Origin of the sequence: Beutenbergia cavernae DSM 12333 (genome assembly GCF_000023105.1) — a bacterium.
Taxonomy (GTDB): Bacteria; Actinomycetota; Actinomycetes; order Actinomycetales; family Beutenbergiaceae; genus Beutenbergia; species Beutenbergia cavernae.
On sequence record NC_012669.1, the window covers coordinates 474,037 to 491,513 of the forward strand.

General features: G+C 72.1%; 18 protein-coding genes and 1 pseudogene. 12 read left to right on the top strand and 7 right to left on the bottom strand.

The window, feature by feature from the left end; genetic code table 11:
- Positions 1-16 precede the first annotated feature (16 nt).
- A complete protein-coding gene (locus tag BCAV_RS02125) occupies positions 17-1,246 on the top strand; it encodes an aminotransferase-like domain-containing protein (protein ID WP_012725467.1) in 1,230 nt (409 codons plus the stop codon).
- Between the two features lie 19 nt (positions 1,247-1,265).
- Here the strand turns inward: BCAV_RS02125 and BCAV_RS02130 are convergent, their stop codons facing one another.
- Positions 1,266-2,195 (bottom strand): oxidoreductase, encoded by a 930-nt coding sequence (locus tag BCAV_RS02130; RefSeq protein WP_012725468.1) that lies wholly within the window; start codon positions 2,193-2,195, stop codon positions 1,266-1,268.
- 96 nt (positions 2,196-2,291) lie between these two features.
- Between BCAV_RS02130 and BCAV_RS02135 the strand changes: the two genes are divergently transcribed.
- Together BCAV_RS02135 and BCAV_RS02140 are read left to right on the top strand one after the other, a co-directional pair.
- On the top strand, positions 2,292-2,951 hold the full coding sequence (locus BCAV_RS02135; protein ID WP_012725469.1) for a response regulator transcription factor: 660 nt from the start codon (positions 2,292-2,294) through the stop codon (positions 2,949-2,951).
- A 90-nt stretch (positions 2,952-3,041) separates the two neighbouring features.
- Positions 3,042-3,596 carry an NADPH-dependent FMN reductase gene (locus BCAV_RS02140; RefSeq protein ID WP_012725470.1) on the top strand — a complete coding sequence of 185 codons (555 nt, stop codon included), beginning with the start codon at positions 3,042-3,044 and terminating at the stop codon, positions 3,594-3,596.
- On the opposite strand, the pseudogene BCAV_RS02145 reads toward BCAV_RS02140, so the two are convergent.
- Positions 3,593-3,973, bottom strand: a pseudogene (locus BCAV_RS02145) (hypothetical protein); the annotation flags it as partial. The gene BCAV_RS02140 and the pseudogene BCAV_RS02145 overlap by 4 nt on opposite strands.
- A gap of 214 nt (positions 3,974-4,187) precedes the next feature.
- Between BCAV_RS02145 and BCAV_RS02150 the strand changes: the two are divergent.
- Positions 4,188-4,811: a TetR/AcrR family transcriptional regulator gene (locus BCAV_RS02150; RefSeq protein WP_012725472.1), complete on the top strand. Its 624-nt coding sequence runs from the start codon at positions 4,188-4,190 to the stop codon at positions 4,809-4,811.
- Entirely contained in the window at positions 4,808-5,389 is a 582-nt protein-coding gene (locus BCAV_RS02155) for a hypothetical protein (protein ID WP_012725473.1), read from the top strand. The genes BCAV_RS02150 and BCAV_RS02155 overlap by 4 nt, the downstream gene beginning before the upstream one ends.
- Before the next feature lie 8 nt (positions 5,390-5,397).
- On the opposite strand, the gene BCAV_RS02160 is transcribed toward BCAV_RS02155, so the two are convergent.
- The 3 genes from BCAV_RS02160 to BCAV_RS02170 form a co-directional block, all read right to left on the bottom strand.
- Complete coding sequence (locus BCAV_RS02160) at positions 5,398-6,162, bottom strand: VIT1/CCC1 transporter family protein (protein ID WP_012725474.1); 765 nt, start codon at positions 6,160-6,162, stop codon at positions 5,398-5,400.
- 154 nt (positions 6,163-6,316) lie between these two features.
- A complete protein-coding gene (locus tag BCAV_RS23115) occupies positions 6,317-7,804 on the bottom strand; it encodes a glycosyl hydrolase family 28-related protein (protein ID WP_012725475.1) in 1,488 nt (495 codons plus the stop codon).
- Positions 7,805-7,818: 14 nt separating this feature from the next.
- A complete protein-coding gene (locus BCAV_RS02170; protein WP_012725476.1) occupies positions 7,819-8,535 on the bottom strand; it encodes a GntR family transcriptional regulator in 717 nt (238 codons plus the stop codon).
- A 250-nt stretch (positions 8,536-8,785) separates the two neighbouring features.
- On the opposite strand from BCAV_RS02170, the gene BCAV_RS02175 reads away from it, so the two are divergent.
- The 7 genes from BCAV_RS02175 (at position 8,786) to BCAV_RS02205 (ending at position 15,094) form a co-directional block, all read left to right on the top strand.
- Entirely contained in the window at positions 8,786-10,120 is a 1,335-nt protein-coding gene (locus BCAV_RS02175) for an ABC transporter substrate-binding protein (protein WP_012725477.1), read from the top strand.
- Positions 10,117-11,055, top strand: a complete 939-nt coding sequence (locus tag BCAV_RS02180) for a carbohydrate ABC transporter permease (RefSeq protein ID WP_245528929.1) — start codon at positions 10,117-10,119, stop codon at positions 11,053-11,055. The genes BCAV_RS02175 and BCAV_RS02180 overlap by 4 nt, the downstream gene beginning before the upstream one ends.
- A complete protein-coding gene (locus tag BCAV_RS02185) occupies positions 11,052-11,930 on the top strand; it encodes a carbohydrate ABC transporter permease (RefSeq protein ID WP_012725479.1) in 879 nt (292 codons plus the stop codon). Before BCAV_RS02180 ends, BCAV_RS02185 begins: the two co-directional genes overlap by 4 nt.
- Complete coding sequence (locus BCAV_RS02190; RefSeq protein ID WP_012725480.1) at positions 11,927-12,661, top strand: N-acetylmannosamine-6-phosphate 2-epimerase; 735 nt, start codon at positions 11,927-11,929, stop codon at positions 12,659-12,661. Before BCAV_RS02185 ends, BCAV_RS02190 begins: the two co-directional genes overlap by 4 nt.
- On the top strand, positions 12,658-13,608 hold the full coding sequence (locus tag BCAV_RS02195) for an ROK family protein (RefSeq protein ID WP_012725481.1): 951 nt from the start codon (positions 12,658-12,660) through the stop codon (positions 13,606-13,608). Before BCAV_RS02190 ends, BCAV_RS02195 begins: the two co-directional genes overlap by 4 nt.
- Positions 13,605-14,651: a DUF4838 domain-containing protein gene (locus tag BCAV_RS02200; RefSeq protein WP_012725482.1), complete on the top strand. Its 1,047-nt coding sequence runs from the start codon at positions 13,605-13,607 to the stop codon at positions 14,649-14,651. Before BCAV_RS02195 ends, BCAV_RS02200 begins: the two co-directional genes overlap by 4 nt.
- A 98-nt stretch (positions 14,652-14,749) precedes the next feature.
- The gene (locus tag BCAV_RS02205) at positions 14,750-15,094 is read left to right on the top strand and encodes a DUF488 domain-containing protein (RefSeq protein WP_012725483.1); all 345 of its coding nucleotides are present in this window, start codon (positions 14,750-14,752) and stop codon (positions 15,092-15,094) included.
- 3 nt (positions 15,095-15,097) lie between these two features.
- Here BCAV_RS02205 and BCAV_RS02210 read toward each other — a convergent pair whose 3' ends face one another.
- Positions 15,098-16,414 (bottom strand): FtsX-like permease family protein, encoded by a 1,317-nt coding sequence (locus BCAV_RS02210; protein ID WP_012725484.1) that lies wholly within the window; start codon positions 16,412-16,414, stop codon positions 15,098-15,100.
- Positions 16,411-17,328, bottom strand: a complete 918-nt coding sequence (locus tag BCAV_RS02215) for an ABC transporter ATP-binding protein (protein WP_012725485.1) — start codon at positions 17,326-17,328, stop codon at positions 16,411-16,413. Before BCAV_RS02215 ends, BCAV_RS02210 begins: the two co-directional genes overlap by 4 nt.
- Between the last annotated feature and the right edge of the window lie 149 nt (positions 17,329-17,477).

Consider the following 17,477-nt stretch of genomic DNA (forward strand, 5'->3'; position numbering starts at 1 on the left):
CGATGGAGTGACACCCGTGACCGACCCTCACGCCGACCGACTCGCCGGCGCCAGCACGTTGCTCGCCACGTTGCCCGAGCGCCGTGGTTTCGGTGACGCGACGCTGATCCGCCCCGTGCCGGGATCGATCGACCTCGGCGGGGGCAACCCCTCCGTCGACCTGCTCCCGACCGAGCTGTACCGCGACGCGACGCACGCCGTCGTGACGGATCCGGCCTTCGGCACGGCGCTGCGGTACTCCGCCGCCCAGGGGCTGCCCGCGCTGCGCGCCGCCGTCGCCGCCCGTGAGAGGGTCGATCCCGAGCGCATCGTCGTCACCAACGGCGGGGCTCACGGGCTCGCGCTCGCCGTCCTCGGCACGCTCGACCGGGGCGACACGATCGTCGTCGACGATCCCGTGTACCCGCTCTTCCTGCGCGTGCTCGACCTCGTGGGTGGTGTGAACGTCGTGGCCGCGCCGGTCACCGCGGACGGCATCGACGTGGACGCCGTCGAGCGGCTGCTCCGCGACGGTCTCCGCCCGAAGGCCCTGTTCACGGTCCCGACGTTCCAGAACCCGGCGGGCGGCACGCTCTCGACCGAGGCGTCCGCGGCCCTCGTCGACCTCGCCGAGCGGTTCGGCTTCACGATCATCGCGGACGACCCCTACCGCGAGGTCGCGTTCCCCGGGGTCGTCGTCCCGGACCGGCCCCGGTTCCGCGACACGGACCGCGTGGTCGGCGTGAACACGTTCTCGAAGACCCTCGGGCCCGGGCTCCGGCTCGGGTGGCTCACGGTGCCCGAGTCGCTCCGCCCCGCGTACACCAAGCTGCGCAACCGCCTCGACGGCCAGACGAGCGGCGTCCTGCAGTCCGTCGTCGCCCGGATGCTCGCCGACCCGCGGTACGACGCCGCCGTGGCGCGCGCCGGCGCCGGGTACGAGCCCAGGGCGAGGGCGCTCGCGGCCGCGCTGCGCGACGAGCTGGCCGGGCACGTCGAGGTCCGCGACCCGGACGGCGGGTTTTTCGTGTGGGCGCGGCTCGACGTCGGGGCGGAGGACTCCGCGCGCCTGTTCGACGTCGCACAGGACGCCGGCGTCGTCTACCAGCGCGGCGAGTGGTTCGCTGCCGGCCAGGAGAGGTTCACCGGGTTCGTGCGGCTCTCGTTCTCCGAGGGAGACCCCGAGACGCTGCGGGAGGGTGTGGCCCGGCTCGCGACGGCGTGGCGCACAGTCCGCACGCCGTCGGTCGCGCGCCAGGAGCGCTGACGCGCGACCGCCACGCGGTCTAGGACCGGATCCCGTCGAGCAGCGCGAGCTCGTCGTCGCTCAGGCGGAGTGCGCCGGCGGCGACGTTCTCCTCGAGGTGCGCGACGCTCCCGGTGCCGGGGATCGCGAGGACGTGCGGACCGCGGTGCAGCGTCCAGGCCAACCGGACCTGGGCCGGCGTCGCGCCGTGGGCCGCGGCCACGGCGGCGACCTCCGAGCGACCGGTGTCGTCGGGGACGCCGCCGCCCGGCGCCGCGCCGGGGATGGCCGCTCCCACGGAGAAGAACGGGACGAACGCGATGCCGAGCTCGCCGCACTGGGCGAGGAGTCCGTCGTCGGCCCGCTCGGTGAGGCCGTACCGGTTCTGGACGCACACCACGGGTGTGACCTCGAGTGCCTCGGTCAGCTGCTCGGGCAGCACGTTGGAGACGCCGATATGGCGGATCAGGCCCGCGTCACGGAGATCCGCGAGCGCGCCGACGTGCTCGGCGACCGACCCTGCCTCCTGCACCAGGCCGGAGCCCCAGCGCAGGTTGACGACGTCGAGGTGGTCGAGGCCGAGCTGACGGATGTTCTCCTCGACCTGGCCGCGCAGCTGGTCGGGGCGCGCGTACGGCTCGAACTCGCCGTCGCGCGAGCGGGACGCGCCGACCTTCGTGGTGATCACCAGCTCGTCGGAGTACGGCTGGAGGGCGGTGCTGATCAGCTCGTTGATCGATCGGGTGGGCAGGAGGTAGAAGGCGGCGGTGTCGATGTGGTTCACGCCGAGCTCGACGGCGCGGCGCAGGACGGCGATCGAGTCGCCCCGCCTCCGGGGTGCGGGGTCCCACGGCATGCCGGCGAGGCGCATCGCGCCGAAGCCGAGCCGGTTGACCGTGAGGTCGCCGAGGCGCCAGGTGCCGGCGGCGGCGTCGGGGGTGGTCAGGGTGTCCGTCGTTGAAGTGGCCATGCCGCCAGCATCCGCTGCCGACGGCGTCGGCTCGCAGGAATGGCAGGTTGTTGCCGATCCTGGCAGGACCTTGCCACGTCGAGCAGAATCGACGTCATGCAGACCGGTGAAGCCGTCACGATCGTGCAGGGCGAAGCGGAGCTTCTCGCCCGCACCACACATCTGTTCGCGACTGCGACGGACGTCGCCTGCGCAGCGAACGACCTGGTCACCTGGGCGGGCGCCCACGGCTCGGCCGAGTTCACCGCCGCGCTCAGGGCGCAGAGTGAGAACGACGTCCGCATCCGCAAGGTCTACCGGCCGAACGTGCTGCTCGACCCGGTGTCGGCGCGAGGGCTGGCCAAGGCCCGCGACCGCCATGGCGCGCAGATCCGCATCACGACCGAGGAGATCAACGAGACGATCATCCTCGATCGTCGCCTGGTGATCCTGGCGGGAGACCTCAGCGCCGGACGGCGCAGCTACAGCGTCATCACCCAGCGCGAGGCCGTGCAGGGGGTCACGTCGCTGTTCGAGGCAGCCTGGCGCTCGGCCACGGATCTCGCCGTGTTCGACGCCCGGATCGCCGAGATCCGCGAGCTCGCGCCGCGGGTGCTCGATCTGCTCGGGCAGGGGGTCAAGGACGAGACGGCGGCCCGGATGCTCGGGCTCGGCGTGCGCACGTACCGCCGCCGCGTGGCCGAGCTGATGGACGCGCTCGGGGCCGAGTCGCGCTTCCAGGCGGGCGTGCGGGCGCGGGAGCTCGGCCTCGTCTGAGCGCGTCAGCATGCGAGACGCTGCGACGCCGTCGACGGCCCGCACCAGGCGTCCGACACACTGGCCGGGACAGCGCGAGGAGGAGGCAGCATGACCCTGCTGACCGCCGTCGTCGGCAATCCCCGCCAGGGATCCCGGACGCACGCGCTCACCGCGACGGTCGTCGACCAGCTCGCTCGCGCCGTCGACGCGGACGAGATCGAGACCGTCGACCTCGCCGCCCTCGGTGCGGCGCTGATCGACCCGGCGGGCGAGGGTCCGCGCGCGGCTCGCGAGCTCGCCGCGGCGTCCGACCTCCTCGTCGTCGCGACGCCCGTGTACAAGGCGACGTACACCGGGCTGCTGAAGCTGTTCCTCGACGGGTACGGGAGCAACGGGCTCGACGGCGTCACGGCTGTCGGCGTGGTCGTGAGCGCGGCGCCGGGGCACCTGCTCTCGACCGACATCCACCTGCGGTCGCTCCTCGTGGAGCTCGGGGCGGTCGTGCCGACGCGGAGTCTCGGGGTCGTCGAGGCTCAGCTGGAGGGTGCCGCGTCGCTGGTCGCCGAGTGGACGTCCGCCCACGCCGACACGCTGCGCCGGCTGACAGGCCCGGCGTCCGGAGCGCGGCAGGTCGCGGAGCTTGCGACGGGCGGCCGTGCCTAGCCGGCCGCGATGACGGCGTCGACGTCGACCTCCCGGCGCAGGTCACGGTCGGGGTGCAGCACGAAGAGCCGCGAGACGACGGCGCGGTAGAGCCGCAGGTCGGCGGGTGCGGTGACGCGTTCGGTGGTCCAGCCACCCAGTCCCTCGGCGCGGGAGCGGCGATCGACGACGCCGAGGCAGCGCGCGCGGTCAGCCTCCGACGCCTCGGCGGCCGTCGCCTCCGCGTACACCGCGCGTGTTCGCCCCTCGACGGATACGGGCGTCTCGAAGATCACGAAGCCCACCGCTGACCGCGCGTCGATGTTGCTCGAGTGACGCGCCTGGGGCCGGGAGGCCCACACGAACTCCCGTCCCTCCCGGGCGTACCAGACGGGCGTCGGCCACGGACGCCGTCGGCGCCCGCCGTGGCGAGGACGAGGTAGCGGCCGGCGTCGATGACCCGGCGCGCAAGCTCGGCGTCGTCGTCCATCGGCGGGACAGAGGTGTCAGTCATCGTCGCCCCTTCGACCGAACAGGCTTGTCCGAGTTGTCCCCGCACCGTAACCTGTACATGAGTGTTCAACAAGGGTCGACGCGTTCGAGGAGGCAGTCGTGGCGAGAGATGCGGGCGGGCAGACCGTCAAGCGTGCTGATGCGCGGCGCAACATCGAGGCGATCCTGGACGCCGCGGCGTCGCGGCTCAGTCGCGACCCCGAGGCGACCATCGCGCAGATCGCCCAGGAGGCCGGGGTCGGCCGGATCACCCTGTACGGGCACTTCGCGTCGCGGGCCGAGCTCGTCGACGCGGTGGTCGCCCGCACGATCGCGGAAGGCGATGCGGCGCTGGACGAGGTCGACCTCACGGGAGACGCCCGAGAGGCGTTGGTGCGGTTGATCGGATCGAGCTGGCTGCTCATCGTCCAGATCGGCGCGCTCATGACGGTCGCCGCGGCCACGCTCCCGCCGGAGCGCATGCTCGAGCTCCACGCCGGGCCCGTCTCGAGGGTGGAGTCGCTGATCGACCGAGGACGCGCGGAGGGGGCGTTCCGCACCGACGTGCCGTCCTCGTGGCTCGCCGGAACGCTGCACCGGCTGATGCACGGCGCGTCGGTCGAGATCGACGCCGGTCGCCTCGCGCCGCACGATGCGGCGGCCACGATCGCGGCGACGGCGCTGGCGGCGTTCACGGCACCCGGCGAGACGGTCCCGTCCGTCGACCAGGCGAGCCAGTGGTGACAGTCGCGCAGGGCGCCGGCCGTCGTCGCACGGCGTGGCTCGGCCGTCGGTGGCCGACGGCGGCGGGCATCGTCATGGCGGCCTCGCTCGCCGCGGCCTTCTGGGTCGGGTTCGCCGACCTGCGCGACCTCGCGCAGATCCTCACCGCCGCCGGGCTCGTCTACCTCGGTGCCGGTGCGCTGCGTCGTCGGGCAGCCGCGTGGCCGCTCTTCGCCATGACGTTCGTGCTCATCGGGATCGGGTTCGCCGTGCCCGGCTTCGACCCGACCCTGTGGATGTCCGGCATCGCCGTGGCCCTGCTCGTGTACGGGCTGGCACGCGGTGCGCTCCGCCCGCCGTGGGGGATGCCCCTGCAGGCGGGGGTGATGGTGCTCATCGTCGCGCTGGTGGTGGTGGCCGCGTGGGTCGGGCAGCCGTGGGCCGGGGTGCTCGTCGGTGTCGGGCTGCTCGCCCACGCCGGGTGGGACGTCTACCACCACCGAACCCGGCGGGTGGTCGCCTCGTCGATGGCGGAGTTCTGCTGCGTGCTCGACACGCTCGTCGGCGTCGCCCTCATCGTCACGTCGCTGGTGGCGTGACGGTCGGCTCAGACGACGCCGGTCACGCCGAGCAACGACCCGATCCCGTACGTCACGGCCAGGGCGAGTGCGCCGCCGAGCACGACCCGCGCCGTCGGGCGCCCCATCGGCGCCCTGCCGAGCCGCGCGCCTGCCGCGCCGAGGACCGCCAGCGCCACGAGCACGGCGCCGACCGTCGCGACGATCCGCACCGGCGCCGGCACGAGCAGCACCGTGAGGAACGGCAGCAGCGCACCGAGCACGAACGCCAGCGCCGAGGCTCCCGCCGCGTGCCAGGGGCTGACCACGTCGTCCTCATCGATCCCGGCGGCCTCGAGATGGGCGGCGTCGGCGTCGTGCGCGACGAGCTCCGCGGCCACCTGTCGAGCCGTGGCAGCGGACACGCCGCGGCGCTCGTAGGCGGCGGCGACGTCGGCGAGCCCGCGCTCCGGGTCGGTGGCGTTCCGGCGTGCCCGGGCGATGACGGCGTGTTGGCTGTCGCGCGCGCTCGACACCGACACGTACTCGCCCAGCGCCATCGAGAGCGCGCCGCCGACGAGCGCCGCGGCGCCGGCGACGACGATCGCGGGCGTCGACGACGTCGCCCCGGCCACACCCACGACCACTGCCGCCACGGAGACGATGCCGTCGTTCGCCCCGAGCACGCCGGCGCGCAGCCAGTTCAGCCGAGCGGCGAGCCCCTGGGCCAGGGGCTCGCCGCTCTCGGACCGCGCCTCGGAGGAGGAGGCGGACGTGGGGGAGAGCAGGTCGTGGTCGGCGTGGAGCGTCGTCATGCCCTGATACGACCACTATTCCTGGCGCATTTCCAGCAAGGCCAGGTTTGCCTTCAGTGAAAGCGGGCCGACGTGCGCAGGTTAGCCATTCCTTACCGTGCGGCGAATGTAGGGAAGGCCTTCTTTCCTCCGCGCCCGCGGGAGGACCCGGGCCTCAGTAGAGCTCCTCCACCGTGAGGGAGCCGGCGTGGACGGTCAATGGGTGGCCGTTGCTGGACCGTGCCACCACGCTCAGCTCGGGTGTCTCGCTGTCGGCCTCGACGACGACGGCGGCGCTCGCGTTCACCTGACCCGCGCCCGCCGCGGCCCGCTGCCGGGTGTGCTCGATCGGGACACCGTCGACGGCGAGACACAGGTCACCGGTCCCGCCCTGGGCCTTCTCGATGACGCCCGTGAACGTGGTTCGCACACGTGCCGAGCCGGAGGCGACGCCGGTGAGCGCGACGGACAGCCCGGGGACGCCGGAGTAGTCAGGCGTGGTCACGGTGGTGCTCGTGGCCAGCGCGGCGAGCTGGAGGTCCCGCGTCCGGAGCACGCGCTTGCCGTACGCACTCTGGACGCCGCGGTGCGACATCGCTGTGATGTACGGGAGGTCGGGGAGTGCTGCGCCGTCGCCCTCCTGGAACGTCGTGAAGATGTTCCCGAACGTCCCCGACGTGCCGCCCACGTCCTGGCTCATGCCGATGTTCGTGAACACGTTCTCGAGCGGGAAACGTGGATCACCGGACCACGGCTGGAAGTACACCGAGCTTCCGCCCTGCGCACCACCGCTCGGGATCGCCTGCGCGCCGTAGACAGTGTTGTTGTCGGCCCCGTGCAGGAAGAAGCCAGCCGTGCCGGCGCTCCCGCCGTAGAAGTAGACACCTCCGATGACGTCGTTGTTCGCTGCGTCCGGGTTGCCGGTCAGCGTGACCGACTCAGTGACGCCCGACGTCATGACGAGCCCGTGGGCCGCAGGCTCCGCGTCGTAGGACCAGCAGTGGAGGAGCACGTTGTTCCCGCACCCGTAGACGCACCCGGGCGGGAAGCCGTTGCGTGACGTGAGGATCCAGCCGCTCACCGTCGCAGCCCGGGTCATGACGTTCGTGAAGATCGAGTCCGTGACGTGGTTGACGCGGACGCCGTACCCCGCCTTCGCGTTCGCGTTCACCACCATGTTCGAGACGGCGAGGCTGTGGAGCGGGCCCTCGAGGCTCAGAGCCGCGGCGTCCGGGTCCACCGGGCCGTCGTAGACGAGCTCCGTCGCGCCGTCGTTCTGCACGAAGTTCAGGGACGGCGACCCGCCCCGCCCGCTGCCCTGCAACGTGACGCGGTGGTGTCGCGTCGACACAGCGGCGTCGCTGCCGTCGCCGATCCGGAGTGCGTCACCGAGGCGGTACCGCCCGCTCGGGAAGAACACGATGCCGCCGCCCTGGGCGTCGACGGCATCGATCGCCGCTCGGATCGCCGCCAGGTCGTCGGCTGTCCCGTTCCCGACGGCGCCGTGGTCCTTCACGTTCTCCCAGCCGGCCCCCGGAGTCGCCGTGGCTGGCGCGGTCCCCAGGGTCGTGGCGACGATGGCTCCGGTGCCGATCCCAGCCGTGCGCAGCAGCCCGCGTCGCGTGATCCTCGCGGCCTGGGCCGTCTCGCGTTCCTGATTCATGAGGGTCATGTCTCCTAGCGCTCGATGTCGATGAGGAAGGAATACCTGTCTGCTCGGTAGAGCGACCGCGTGTACTCGAGAGGGCGACGGTGCTGGTCCAGCGTGAGGCGCTCGATCACCAGCGCCGGCGAGAACGGCGCCACCTCCAGCAGCTTCGCGTCGGCCTGGTCGACCACCGTCGCGCCGATGCGTTGCTGCGCCGTGGAGACGGCGATGTCGTACCGGGTGGTGAGGAGGTCGTAGAGGGACCCGGACAGGTCCTCCTCGAGGAGTCCGGGCACTCGCTTCTCGCTGATGTGCACGGCTTCGAGGCAGACGGGTTCGCCGTCGGCGAGGCGGATCCGGTTGATCCTCACGACGGCGTCCGCGGGGCTGAGCCCGAGCCGCGCACCGACCTCCGGGCCGGCGTGCTCCGTCCCGCTCGTCACGAGCCTCGCCCCTGGCGTCATGCCCCGTTCCCGCATGTCCTCGGTGAACGACGTGAGGCGGATGGTTTTCTCGATGACGCGTTCGGCGACGTAGTTGCCCGAGCCCTGCACCCGGTAGACGCGCTTCTCGGCCTCGAGCGAGTCGAGAGCCTGGCGCACGGTCATCCGGCTGACGTCGAGCTGCGCCGCCAGGAGTCGCTCGGGAGGCAGTCGGTCATGCGGCTGGAGCGAGGTGTCGATGAGCTGCTCCAGGTGCCGGCGCACCCGCTCCGCCTTGCCGTCCTCCGCCTGCGTCGTGGTCATGCCGTCACCCCATCGGTCAGTGGTCTGGACCAGACGTTAGACCACCTGACCCGACGGAGGGAAGGGTCTGTGGTGGTTGGGCCAGCGAAACCTATGAAATCGAGCGAGGACCACCCCGTCGTTGACAGGTAGTCCCAAAGTGGACTAGACCTATCGAACCGGTCGTTCCGAGGCTCATGGGGGAGCGCAGCGGCGTCGGCCAGGTTCACGTCGACCGTTCCATGACCGTTCCATCGAGTGGGAGAAGACCATGAAGCGAACCCGAAGGCGGGTCGTCGCCGCGCTGGCGCTCGTCAGTGCGACGTCTCTGGTGGCGAGTGCGTGCAGCAGCGGATCCGAGGGAGGGGAGGGTGGCGAGGAGGAGGCGACCCTGCGAATCTTCGTGCACGCCAACCCGCCCACGGACGCCGGCTTCGAGGCGATCAACGCGATGTTCGAGGAGCAGCACCCGGGAGTCACCGTCGAGCTGACGACGGCGCAGGGTGCCGACTTCTTCACTGTCCGCAACACGCGTCTCACTGCGGAGAACGTGGACATCACGGAGGGGTCGTCCTCGGGCGGCACGCGCCTGCTGCCCGACTGGGTGCAGGACCAGACCGAGAGCGACTGGGTGGTGGGGCTGCAGGCCGGGACCTGGGTGGACCTGACCGACCAGCCGTTCCTGGACAACTTCAGCCCGGAGATCATGGAGGCGTACGAGTACGAGGGCCGCTCGTACGCCGTCCCGACCGGCACGAGCCTCGTGGGCGGCGTGTACTACAACACGGCTCTCTTCGAGGAGCACGGCCTCGAGCTGCCGACCACCTGGGACGAGCTCCTGCACGTCATCGACGTGTTCGAGGCGGCCGGCGTCGCACCGTTCATCATGGGCGGCAAGGACGTGTGGCCCGCGGGTGCACCGATGTATGGGCTCGTGCAGTCACTCTTCCCCGACAGCGCGGCACTCGACCAGGGGCTGTGGGAGGGCGATGTACAGCTGACGGACCCGGAGGTCGTCACGCTCATGGAGCGGCTGGCGACGATCTACGCCCACACGTACCCGCAGTGGGAGGGGATCGATTACTCCTCGGTCCCGGCGCGGTTCGCCGCCGGCGACGCCGCGATGATGCCTGACGGCGGCTGGAGCATCCCCGCGATCCAGGAGGCGGACCCGGACTTCGAGTTCGGCTACTTCCCGCTCCCCGGGAGCGACAACGCCGCTGACAACGACACGATCGCCGGAAAGCTGGAGTTCTCGCTCTCGATCCCGACCAGCTCCGACAACCAGGAGCTGGCGATGGAGTGGCTGGCGCTGTACTCCGACCCGGAGGTCTACAGCGACTTCATCGTCGCGTCCGGGTTCGGCACGGCGCAGCCTGACGTCGAGCTCGGCCCGGTGCTGCAGGGGGTCCAGCAGTACCTGCCCGAGGGTGGCTTCACGCCGTCGTGGGACCAGGTCTTCCACGGCAACCGCTACGCCGGACCGCTGGCGGCGAACCCGTTCGCGTTCGACAACGTCGCGCCCGTCGGCACCTACACCGACATGGCCGAGCTGACGGCGCGGATGAACGACGACTGGCAGGTCGGGCTGGACTCCCTGCCGTGACGGACAGCCATCGCCGCGCGCGTCGTCCCGGAGGGAGGCCGACGAGCAACCCGTTCGGGACGACGCGCGCGGGGCGCTGGGCGCCCGCTGTCACGATGGCCCCCGGCCTGCTGCTGTTCGCCCTGTTCGGGCTCATCCCCGCCGTCGCCGTGATCGGCATGTCCTTCACGAACATCTCCGGGATGCCCAACGTCCCCTGGGAGTGGACCGGGCTCGACAACTACCGGCGGTTCTTCTCGGCCGGGGCCGCCGCGGCGAACATGAGCGTGATCGTGCGCACCATCGTGTTCGCCTTCTCGGTGACGGTCATCCTCAACGCGCTCGCCCTGTTCATCGCGATCATCCTCAACCGCCGGCTCCCCGGCGCCGCGATCGCGCGCAGCATCGTCTTCATGCCGGTGGCGTTCGGCGTCACGGTGGTGGGGCTCGTGTGGTCGCTCATGCTGAACCCGACCGGTGGCCCCGCGGCGTCCCTCTGGGAGATCTTCGGAGCGAGGTCGGCGTTCCTGGGCGATCCGAGGTTGGCGTTCCCGCTCATCATCCTCGTGCAGATCTGGGCGGCGATCGGGACGACGATGATGATCTACCACGCCGGTCTCCAGGCGGTTCCCGACGACCTGTACGAGGCGGCGACCGTCGACGGCGCGAACGCGGCACAGCGGGTGCGGCACGTGACGATCCCGATGGTGGCCCCGTCCATCACCGCGAACATGATCATCTCGATCGTCGGGTCCCTGCAGACCTACCAGATCATCTACGTGCTCACCGGCGACCGGCCGACGACGTCGGTCCTCGCCATGCAGATCTTCTCGCTCGGCTTCGGCTCGTCCGAGCAGGGCTACGCCGCGGCCGTCTCGATGGTCCAGTTCGTGCTGGTCGCCGTCGTGGCGCTGGTGTTCCTCGCCTACCTCCGCCGACGGGAGACCCAGCTGTGACCACTCTGGAGCTCAGCCGCACGCCGGTCCAGGCGGCACCGAGGAAGCGCGAGGCTCGCACGTCGAAGCGGCTGTCGACGCTGCTCGTGTACGTGGCGATGCTGCTGATCGCCGTCGTCTACCTGTTCCCGCTCTTCTTCCTGCTCAACACAGCGCTCAAGGCCCCCGGCGAGTTCAACCGGGATCCGATGGGGATCGTGGACGCCCCGGCTCTGGAGAACTTCAGTGCCGCCTGGCGGCAGGGCGACTTCGGCTCACTCGTCGCGAACAGCGTGGTCTACGCGATGGTGAGCGCCACGGTCAGCACCGTGCTGTCGGTCTTCATCGCGTTCCCGGTGGCTCGGAACTACGTGCGATGGTCCAGGTTCTTCCGCGTGCTGTTCGTGATCTCGCTGTTCCTGCCGAACGCTCTGGTGGCGCAGTTCCAGCTCGTCCTGCAGCTCGGGCTGTACGACACGCGGCTCGGGTACATGCTCCTCATGACCGCGGGGCTCGGACTGGGACCGCTCCTGGTCATGGGCTACCTGCGCAGTCTCCCCCGGGAGCTGGACGAAGCGGCGGCGCTCGACGGCTGCGGGTACCTGCGGTACGTGCTCACGTTCGTCTTCCCGCTGTGCCGGCCCGTCGTCATCACCGTCTTCCTGCTGCAGGTCATCGGCGTCTGGAACGACATCATCGGGGCGACGATCTACCTGGCGTCCCCGGAGCTGCGCACGATCTCGCTCGGCCTGTTCTCGTTCTACGGGCAGTACGGCAACAACCAGTGGGAGCTGCTGTCGGCCGCGACGCTCATCGTTGCCGGACCGCTGATCCTCCTCTTCCTGCTGGCGCAGCGCTTCTTCGTCAGCGGCGCGATCGGAGGTGCGCTGAAGTGACGACACCCTCGCTGGAGCGCCTGCGGGGTGGGCTCGTCGTCTCGTGCCAGGCCCGGCAGGGCGAACCGCTGGACGCCCCCGACCACATCGTGGCGCTCGCCCGGTCCGCCGTCCTCGGCGGCGCCGTGGGCGTGCGCATCGACGGGTCCGAGAACATCAGCGCAGTACGTCGAGCCACCGACGTGCCCATCATCGGCATCAAGAAGGTCGCCGACCGCGAGCGTCCACGCATCACGCCCACGGAGGCCGACGTCATCGAGGTCCTCGACGCGGGCGCCGACATCGTGGCGGTGGACGCCTCGATGCAGTACCGGACCGACGTGGCGGCGCTCCACCGGATCGTCCGGCGGATCCGCGCTCACGGGACGGCGACGGTGATGGCGGACATCTCGACGCGTTCCGAGGCCGAACGCGCATGGGAGGCGGGGGTCGACGTCGTCGGCACGACCCTGTACGGCCACACGCCGCAGACGTCCGCCACCGTGGGTCCTGGCCTCGAGCTGGTCGCTGAGCTCGTCCCGCTGGGGATGAGGGTGATCGTCGAGGGACGTGTCACCGAGCCGGCGGAGGTCGAGGCGGCGTTCACGCTCGGCGCCTGGTCGGTGGTCGTCGGGGGCGCGATCACGAGCCCGATCGACCTGACGCGTCGGTTCGCGGCCGTCACCCCGCGCCGCAGCGGTGATCACGAGCCGGCGGAGGCCGGTCGAGGGACCTCCGGAGGGCCCGGATGACGGGGACGAACGACGGGGCACCCGTCGTCGCCGTCGACGTCGGGGGAACCAAGATCCGCTCGGCGCTGGTCTGCGGCCGCGACCAGGTCGGGGAGGCTGGGTGGCGCGCCACGCCGCGCGAGGGTGGAGCCCCCGTGCTCCAGGCGGTCCGCGCGGAGGTCGAGGCACTCGTCGCCAGCTCCGCGGTGCGCCCCCGGGGCGTGGGTCTCGCGTGCGCGGGTACGGTCGACCGCGACCGGGGTGTGGTGGTGGCCGCCGGCTCGACCCTCGCGGACTGGAGCGGTACACGGCTGCGCCGTGCGCTCGAACCCGGCCTCGGCCTGCCCGTCGTCGTCGACAACGACTGCAACGCCTTCGCCTCCGGTGTTGCGGCCGACGACGGCGGTTCGCTGCTCGCGGTGATGGTCGGGACCGGCCTGGGGGCGGGCCTGGTGATCGACGGCGAGCTCCACCGCGGGCGGCGCTTCACGGCCGGCGAGATCGCACACATGGCAGCCGGGGAGAGCGTGGGCCCGTGGTGCGGCTGCGGCCTTCCGGGACACCTCGAGGGGATCGCCTCGGGTTCCGGCATCGACCGGTACCACGCGCACCTGACGGGGCAGGGCGCCGTCGGCGTGGGCGTTGTCGCGCAGCGGTACCGGCACGGCGATCCGACGGCGGCACAGGTCGTCACGGCGGCGGGCGCGGCGCTCGGGGGCGCCCTCGCCGGGCTCGCCGTTGCGCTCGACCTCGACCGCGTCGTCGTGGGCGGAGGCGTGATCGACGCCGTCCCCGAGGTCGGGGAGATCGTCGCCAACCGGTTCGATCACGCCCTCCCCCCGACGCTCCAGCGGGACGTTCGGCTCGAGGTCTCGCCGGACTCTGCCACCGCCGTCCTGCGGGGGATCGCCCGCCAGGTCGCCGACACCACCGCCCGACGACCCGGACCCGAAGGACACGCCAGATGACCACCCCTCCCGCGCCGTCGCCCTCCGCTCAGCCGTGGTTCACCACGCGGGGCATCGTGCTCACGTGGGACGACGTCACGAGCTACGACTGGCCTGCCCTCGCCGCGCGGGCCGGCCTCACCACGGTCAGCGTCCACACGAGCGCTGACGGCTGGGCCTCGCCGGCCGCGCACGAGCTGCGAGCGCGCTGCGCCGAGCTCGGCCTGGCGATCGAGGAGCAGCAGCACGCGCTCGACCGTCTGCTCCCGCGCGCCCTGTTCGACACCGCCCCGGGCATGTTCCGGGCGGGGGCCGACGGCGTGCGCACCCCTGACGCGAACTGCTGCGCCAGCTCGCCCGACGCCCTCGACGTGATCGCCGAGCACGCCGTCACGGAGCTCGAGCGGTCCGCCACGACCACCGACCGCTTCTACTTCTGGGCGGACGACGGCGGCGGCTGGTGTCACTGCCCGCGATGCTCCGAGCTGTCGCCCAGCGACCAGTCGCTCCTCATCTCCAACCACGTGATGCGTGCGCTGCGCCGGGTGCGACCCGCTGCGCAGCTGTCGCACCTTGCCTACCAGTCCACGATGGCGGCACCGGTGGCCACGGTGCCGGAGAAGGGCGTGTTCCTGGAGTTCGCGCCCTTCTTCCGCACGTGGGAGGTGCCTCTGTCGCGGACCGAGGCCAACGGGCCGGGCTGGGACCCCAGCGTCCCCGACCGGTCGTCGCCGCGGGCCGGCCGGCGCGACATGTTGCGCGTCTCGCACGCCGAGTACCTGGACCGGCTGGACGAGAACCTGACCGTGTTCCCGGCTGCGACGGCGCAGGTCCTGGAGTACTGGCTCGACGTGTCGCTGTTCAGTGACTGGACGATGCCCGCCGTGGAGCTCCCGTGGTCGGACGGAGTCCTGGAGGCCGACCTCGACACGTATGGTTCCCGGGGGATCCGACATGTGACGACGTTCGGCGCGTACATGAACGGCGAGTACTTCGCGAGCGTCGGCGGCGTGGAACCCGTGGAGCGTTACGGGCGGGCGCTCGCGGCCTGGCGACCCCGCTGAGCGAAGGGCGACGCCCGGTGCTCGCCTCGCGTGTGCGCGCGTGGTGCGACCGGCCCGCCCGGCGTGCGGGACGTCGTCGGGCGCGTTTGGCTGGGTGCATGACGATCGCGACCAAGCGCGTCTACGACGACGCGGCGCACGGCGACGGATACCGCGTGCTCGTGGACCGCCTCTGGCCGCGCGGCGTGTCGAAGGAGCGGGCGCACGTCGACGTCTGGCTGCGCGACGTCGGACCGAGCGACGAGCTGCGCCGGTGGTTCCACCACGAGGCCCGGCTGTTCGAGGAGTTCGCCGACCGGTACCGGGCCGAGCTCGCGACCAACCCGGCGGTCGAGACGCTGCGCGGCATCGTCCGCTCCCACGACGTCGTCACGCTCGTCTACTCCGCGCGCGACGCGGAGCACAACCAGGCCGTCGTGCTGCGCGACTACCTCAGCGACTGACCGTCACGCCTCCTGCGTGAGCACCGTGCGCAGCACCCGCCGCGAGGCGAGGACGCCGGCGATCACGAGCGCGAACGCGGCGAGCACGCTGACCGCGAACTGGAGCACGACGCTCGGGTCGGTGACGGCCGAGAAGCCGAGCATCGGCACCAGGAACATCAGCGAGAACCCCGCCGCGACGCCCATCCCGACGAGGAGCGGGATCACGATCTCGCGCAGCTGGGCCGACCGCATGACGCCCAGCCCGGCGCCCGTCAGGGCGAGCGTCCGGTACTCGGCGCGCTGGTCGATGATCCGGCCCGACTGCATGACGCCGGCCGAGACCGCCGCGAGCAGCCCGGCGATCCCGAGCGTGAGGAAGCCGCCGGTCGCCATGTCGCGCGTGACGACGTCGGCGTCCGCGCCGGTGAGGACGGACATCACGCTCGCCATGCCGGCGATGAACGTGGCGAGGCTGACGCCGCCCACGGTGCGCCACGCCGTCTTGGGCGAGTCGAGGATGCGGCGGCCGGCGATGAGGGTCGCCGCGGAGCGGGCGCGCGCTGTCGTGACCCGGCCGATGAGCCAGACGACGAACGGCCCCACCACGTTGAGGATCGCGAACCCGACGAGCAGGACGGCGAGCAGGATGCCGATCCCCGCATACGGCGAGTTGAGCAGGGCGATCCACGCGCCGCCGGCCACGACCACGGGCACCACGCGGAGCCACGACAGCCCCTTCGGAGTCACGCGTGCTGCGACGCCGAGCGGCGTGATCGCGACGCGGCGCAGGCTCAGCGCGGCGGAACCGAGGGCGAGAACGACGACGGCGAGCACAGCCAGGGCGACATAGCCGGGCCCGACCCACAGCTCCGCCAGCTCGAACGTGCGGTTCTGGAAGCGAAGCTGCGCGACGAGGGGGATGAGGGCGAGGTAGCCGACGACGCCGAGCACGGCACCGACGACAGCCTGCGACGCCGCCTCCAGCAGCGTGAGCAGGCCGACCTGCGACGTCGTCGCGCCGGCGAGACGCAACGCCGCAAGACGCGCGTCACGGCGGGCCATCGCGAGCCGGGCCGCCGCGGCGCCGAGCGTCACGATCGGGATCACGAGGAGACCTGCGGCGACGTAGGCCAGGATCGGGTAGACCGCTGCGTCGCTGAACTCGTCCGCGCCGACTGCGCGTTCCTGGAACGCGAGGACTCCGCCCAGCACGACGAGCACCACCGCCGTCGTCACCGCGAACGCGATCGTCGCGAGCACCGCCGTGAGCCCCTGCGGGTCGCTCCGACCCGCGCTCCGACGGCGCAGCATCCACCACAGCGAGACGGTCTGCCTCATCGGGCGCCGCCCCACGGCGTCGTCCCGGCCGGCGCGACAGGCTGGGCGGGAGGTGCGGGCGGGGCGGGGGGTGCGGGCTGGGCTGGGGGTGCGGGCTGGGCTGCCGGCGCCTGCGGTGCGGTCTGGGCCGGCTGGGCGGGGGGTGCGGGCTGCTGCGTCGGCGCGACCATGGGCTGGGCCGACGGCGCCACCGGCGCGGCCGCGGCCTGACCACCAGCCGCCTCCTGCACCGCCTCGCCGATGATCCGCCCGTCGCGCATCGAGATGGTGCGGGAGCACCAGCGCGCCACCTCGGGATCGTGCGTGACGACGACGAGCGCCGCACCCGACGCGCGGGTCGCCGTCGTCAGCGCGTGCATGACCTCGTAGCCGGTGGTGCGGTCCAGGGCGCCGGTCGGTTCGTCGGCGAACACGACGCCGGGGTTGCCGACGAGCGCCCGCGCGATCGCGACGCGTTGCGCCTGCCCGCCGGAGAGCTCGCCCGGTCGGCGCTGCTCCATCCCGGCGAGCCCGAGGTAACCGAGCCACTGACGGGCGCGGGAGACCGCGTGCGGGCGCTCGGACCCGGCGAGCAGCAGCGGCAGCGCGGCGTTCTCCTCGGCCGGGAGCTCGGGGAGGAGCTGCCCGGACTGGAACACGAAGCCGAAGTCGTCGCGGCGTAGCGCGGTGCGCTGCGCGTCGGACAGGCCGCCGAGCTCGGCGCCGCGCCACGTGACGGTGCCGCCGGAGGGCGCGAGGATCCCCGCGAGGCAGTGCAGGAGCGTCGTCTTCCCGGAGCCGGACGGCCCCATGATCGCGACCGACTGGCCGGGGGAGATGGTGAGGTCGACGCCGTCGAGCGCCACCGTCGGGTTCTGGGCGTCGCCGTAGGTCTTCGCCAGTCGGCGCGCGACGAGAGGGGAGGCGTCTGTCATGTCGTCCATGCTCGACGGCGCGGCGGTGCGGCTGCGTCGGTCCGCGGGCGGGACGTCGCCGGAGCGGCGTGGTCCCACGGTGGGGTGGACGACGACGGCGCGTCCCCCTGCGGGAGGACGGAGTCGCCGAGTGCGGGGTGTGCGCGCGA